The sequence below is a fragment of the Catenulispora pinisilvae genome (assembly GCF_015356865.1).
GTDB classification, from domain to species: Bacteria; Actinomycetota; Actinomycetes; order Streptomycetales; family Catenulisporaceae; genus Catenulispora; species Catenulispora pinisilvae.
On the sequence record NZ_JAAFZA010000411.1, the window covers coordinates 1 to 5,136 of the forward strand.

The window sequence follows — 5,136 nt, forward strand, 5'->3', positions numbered from 1 at the left end:
GTCGGGGTTCTCTGGGTTCTGATTGGTTGCTCCCGGTCAGCGCGCTGTTGCCGGTGATGAGCTGTCGGGGATGAGTGCCCGGCGACGCGGGGCCGCTGTTGAGGGCTCGGCGATGCGGGGCGCCACCGCATGCGCTTAGGTGCTGCCGGCCGCTTCCTTTCAGCCGCGCTGCTGCCGGGTCGCGATCATCGTGGCGAGCAGGGCCAGGGACTGCTCGTCCGATGAGCCCGGCCGGGCGTGCAGGACGGTGAGGACCTGGCCGTGCTCCAGCGGCATCGCATGGAACAGCAGGTTGATCACGCCGACCTCCGGATGCCGGAAGCCCTTCGCACCGGCCGTGCTGGTGCGCACATCATGGCGAGCCCACAGCTCCCGGAAATCCATATGACGGCAGCATCGCCGCAGCCTATGGTCAGCCCATGACCGCCGATCCCGCGCACCTCACCTGGCGCCCCGTCGCTCCGGGCGACGCCGCCGCATGCGCCGCGTTGTTCAACGCGATCGAGGACGAGGACCACTTCGGCGAGTACTACAGCGAGGCGGACGCCGCCGAGCAGCTCGGCGATCCGGGGCTCGACCTGGAGCGTGGCACGCTTGCCGGGTTCGACGGCGATGCCATGGTCGGGTACTCCTGGGCCATGCACCGGCCGCTGGCCGTCGGGCTGCACCGGGTGATGCTCCAGGGCGGTGTGCATCCGGCCTACCGGCGGCGCGGGATCGGGGCGCGGTTGTTGGACGCCGGGATCGCCAGCGCCAAGGATCTGCACGCGATTCACCACCCGGACCTCCAGCTCACCATCGATGTCCAGACCACTGAGACGAACGTGGGCGCCACGGCCGCCTACCGCGCCGCGGGCATGAGCCCGATCCGCTGGTACTCCCACATGACGCACCCGCTGGGCGAGGCCATCGTCAGCGCGCCGATTCCCGAGGGGTTCGTCGTCGAGGGCTACTCGGCGGAGAACGCAGCCGAGTTCCACGCCGTCCGCAACGAGGCGTTCCTCGACCACTGGGGAGCGGTGCAGATGCCCGCGGAACAATGGCGCGGCACGGTGGTCGGCTGGCAGTCCTTCCGCCCCGACCTCAGCTTCCTGCTTCGCGACACCGCGGCGGACACGGCCAACACGGCGGATACGGCCACGGGCACCGCTGCGGGCATCCTCGTGACCCACTTCTGGGAAGCGGACACCGAGGCCACCGGTATCCGCGACGCGCACTACCTGCTGATCGGCACCCGCCGCGCCTACCGCAAACGCGGCGTGGCCGGTGCCCTGATCGCCCACGCCCAGCGCGCCGCCGAAGCCGCCGGGTTCGACCAGACCAGCCTCCAAGTCGACTCCGCCAGCCCGACCGGTGCCGCCGGGCTGTACGAAAAGGCGGGCTACACGGTCGCGCGTACCGACGTGCGCTTCACCATCGAGGCCTGAGCTTCACCCTCGAGGCCTGATCAGACCTGGTCAGTCCTGTTGCCGCTCGCCGAAAAGGTGCCAGGCCGTCCCAAACTTGGGTCGAAGTCTGCTTCCACGCTTGTTCCCCTGGCATGCTGAATAGGCCGGAAACGGTTGGACGCCGGGGGGCGGAGAGAGCGTGGACGTACCACAAACGAAGACTGAACTTCTGAACGAGCTGGGCCGGTGGCGGAAACGGGCCGCCCGAGGCACGGGAAGGGCGCGGGTCTCGCTGCGTGAGTTGTCAGCCGCCGCCGGAATTCCGCGCAGCACGCTGTCCGACTACCTGTCAGGCGCCACGCTCATGCCGCCGGACATGCTCGACGCCGTGGTGCTGGCGCTGGGGGCGACACCTGCGCAGGCCAGACAGTGGGCTGATGCGTGGGAGCAGGCCTGCGAGGCGCAACACGAACCACCGCCGCAGAACAGCCGAGGCCATAGTGGCAGCCAGAGCGGTAGCCAAAGCCGCAGCCTGGTCCCGGGCACTGGCTCCGGTCCCCGCCCTGGCCAAGGCCCTGGTTCTGGCTCCGGCCCGCAGCAACTGCCCACCGACACCGCCGCCTTCACCGGCCGCACATCAGAGCTGGCCGAACTCAACCGACTACTCGACCGGCCACTCGACTGCTTACTCGACCCCGCGCCCGGCAGCTCCCCGGACCAAAGCCCCGAAGCAGTCGCCGTAGCCGTCATCGCCGGAACCGCCGGCGTCGGCAAGACCACCCTCGCGATCCACTGGGCCCACACCGTCCGCCACCGCTTCGCCGACGGCCAGCTCTACCTCAACCTCCGCGGCTACGACCCCGGCGAACCCATGTCCCCGGAAGTCGCGCTCGAACAAGTACTGCGGGCCCTCGGCGCCCAGAGCGTGCCCGCCGACCTGGACGGCCGCGCCGCCCTGTACCGCACGCTGCTCTCCGACCAACGCGTGCTTGTCGTGCTGGACAACGCCCGCTCCGCCGAACAGGTCCGCCCGCTGCTGCCCGGCACCGCCGGGTGCCTGACCGTGGTGACCAGCCGCGACAGCCTGGCCGGGCTGGTCGCCCGGGACGGCGCGCGCCGCGTCGCCCTGGAACGGCTCACCGACGCCGAGGCGCTGGGCCTGCTGGAGCGGCTGCTCGGCCGGCACCGGGTGCTCAGCGAACCGCGGGCGTCCGCCGACCTGATCCGGCTGTGCGCGGCCCTTCCGCTGGCGCTGTGCGTAGCGGCCGAGCGTGTCGGCCGGCGCCGCGCGGGCACGTTCGCCGGCACCGTCGCCGAACTCGCCGACGAGGCCGGGCGGCTGGACACCCTGGGGGCCGGCGGGGACCCGCTGACCGACGTCCGGGCGGTGTTCTCCTGGTCGGTCCGGGTCCTGCCGAACGCCGCCGCCCGCCTGTTCCGGCTGCTGGGAGTGTGTCCCGGCCCGGACATCGACGTCTTCGCGGCCGCCAACCTGGCCGGTGTGTCCGCGGCCACGGCCCGCCGCCTGCTCGACACCCTCGCCGACGCCAACCTGCTCGACGTCGGCCCGGCGGACCGCTACCGGATGCACGACCTGCTGCGGGACTACGCCCGCGAGCTCGCGTTCGCCGCCGACGACGCGACCGACCGGACGGCGGCCCTGACAGCCTTGGCCGACTGGCGCCTGCACACCGCGAGTGCCGCCATGGACCACGTCGCCCCGGAACGACGCGAGCTGCCGGGCCGGATCCCGGTGCCGGCCGTCGTCGGGCCCCGCTTCAGCGGCGTGCACGACGCCAGCGCCTGGTTGGAGGCCTCGCGTGCCGGACTGGTCGACGCCGTCCGGCACGCGGCCCAAAGCGTGCAAAGCATACAAAGCCCAGATAGCGCGCACGGCGCGCCGGGAAGGTTGTCTGAACACGCGTGGCACCTGGCCGTGACTATGTGGAGGTTCTTCTACACCCGCCGCTACCTCGACGACTGGTTCGACACCGCCGCCAACGCCATGATGGCGGCCCGCCGCCTTGGCAACCGCTTCGCCGAGGCCGAACTCCTGCACATCCTCGGCGTCGCCCACGACTCCGCCGCTCGCTACGAAGACTCCCTTGAGTGCTTCGAACAGGCCCTGCTCATCCGCCGCGAAATCGGCGACCGCCCCGGCGAGGCGCTGACCCTCAACGGCGTCGGCGGCGCCAACTACCGGCTGCGGCGCCTGCAATGCGCGGCACAGCACATGCGCATGGCCACCGACCTGGCCCGCGAACTGGACCTGAAACACCTCGAACTGGTGGCCCTGGGCAATCTCGCACTCCTCCAGAGCGACATGGGGCAGTACGAGGAAGGAATCAAGCTGTTCGGCGAGATCCTCGAATTCCGCGCCACCGCCGGCGAGAAGATCGAGCAGGCCGTGGTCCTGAACAACCTCGGCCGCCTGCACCACCGCCTCGGGCATTCCGCCGAAGCCCTGTCCTGCCTCGGCCGCGCCCGGGCCCTGGCCGAAGAGCTGAACAACCGCCATACCCTGGCCAGCGTCCTGGACGCGCTGGCCGCCGTCCACGCCCGCGCCGGCTACCGGGCCACCGCCGAAGCACAGGTGAAACAAGCACTGGAGCTGGCACGCGCGACCGACAACCGCAACGAGCAGACCGCGGCGCTGACCACCCTCGGCATGATCCACTTCAGCGGCGGCCAACTCACCGCCGCACTGTTCTGCTGCCGCCAGGCACTGACCATCTGCCGCGAGTACCGGCAACCCGGCAACGAACCGGCGGTCCACAACAGCCTCGGCGAGATCCTGCTCGCACTCGGCGAACCGGACGCCGCCCTCGACCACCACCGGCAGGCGCTGATCGTGGCGATCGAGGCGAACCCGTACGAGCAGGCGCGCGCCGAGCAGGGAACCGGCGCCGCACTCCGGGCCCTGAACCGCGACGCCGAAGCCTGGCCCCACCTCGACACCGCCGCCGACCTGTTCGAACGCCTCGGCGTCCCCGAAGCCGGGCCCGCACGCGCCCAACTCGCGGCGCATGGCTGATGGCGAAAGCGGCTGTGCCGTCCGGACGGGCGGACGGCACAGCCGCGCGGTGTTCGGTGCTCAGGCGAGGTCTAGTTCGCGGTGAGTCCGGTGCAGGAGGTGAAGTCGCCGGGGTGCGACACCGGGATGTAGCAGGTCTTGGAGTGCGAGTGGTTGCCGTAGTACGTGATGGTGCCGACCCACCAGTAGCCGTAGGACTTGAACTCGGTCTCCGCCCCGACGTTCCACGAGTGCTGGACGGGCACGCCGTTCTGGTTGTTGCCCGAGATCGTCACGGTGGTCGAGGTGCTGGTCCAGAATTCGGCTTCGTGGCCGTTGGTGGCGGCCTGCGCGGGACCGGCCGCGAGGGCGGTGATGCTCAGCGCGCCGGCGGTGAGCAGCCCGGCGAACAGCTTCTTCATGAATGTCTCCCTTGTCCATGAGGCGGATGGAGGTCCGTACTCCCCAACACCCGGTCTGGATCCGGTGTGGTGGCTCTCAGGAGTCTGCGATATGCGGCGCCGCTCGCGGCCCGGGTCGGACAACGCCGGACAACCTCGGACGGCGCCGGACCCGAACACGGTGCCTCCCGCAGTCGCTCGCGCACCGGGGACGTCGGATACCAGTGGTGCTCAGCTGGTCGCATGCGGTTGACGTGGCGTTGAGTATAGGGTCGGGCCAGGCGCCCGCCGCCGGAGAAAGGGACCACGCCTTGACCCACCCGCAGCCCTTCCC

The 5,136-nt window shown here is 70.7% G+C and carries 4 protein-coding genes; 2 read left to right on the top strand and 2 right to left on the bottom strand.

The features are described from left to right. Positions 1-159 precede the first annotated feature (159 nt). On the bottom strand, positions 160-405 hold the full coding sequence (locus tag IZR01_RS47985; protein WP_228561391.1) for an MmyB family transcriptional regulator: 246 nt from the start codon (positions 403-405) through the stop codon (positions 160-162). A gap of 14 nt (positions 406-419) precedes the next feature. On the opposite strand from IZR01_RS47985, the gene IZR01_RS47990 reads away from it, so the two are divergent. Then, on the top strand, positions 420-1,427 hold the full coding sequence (locus IZR01_RS47990; RefSeq protein WP_194927755.1) for a GNAT family N-acetyltransferase: 1,008 nt from the start codon (positions 420-422) through the stop codon (positions 1,425-1,427). A 262-nt stretch (positions 1,428-1,689) separates the two neighbouring features. After that, the gene (locus tag IZR01_RS47995) at positions 1,690-4,422 is read left to right on the top strand and encodes a tetratricopeptide repeat protein (RefSeq protein WP_194927756.1); all 2,733 of its coding nucleotides are present in this window, start codon (positions 1,690-1,692) and stop codon (positions 4,420-4,422) included. Positions 4,423-4,493: 71 nt separating this feature from the next. Here the strand turns inward: IZR01_RS47995 and IZR01_RS48000 are convergent, their stop codons facing one another. Beyond that, positions 4,494-4,823, bottom strand: coding sequence for a hypothetical protein (locus IZR01_RS48000; protein ID WP_194927757.1), 330 nt, complete (start codon positions 4,821-4,823; stop codon positions 4,494-4,496). Between the last annotated feature and the right edge of the window lie 313 nt (positions 4,824-5,136).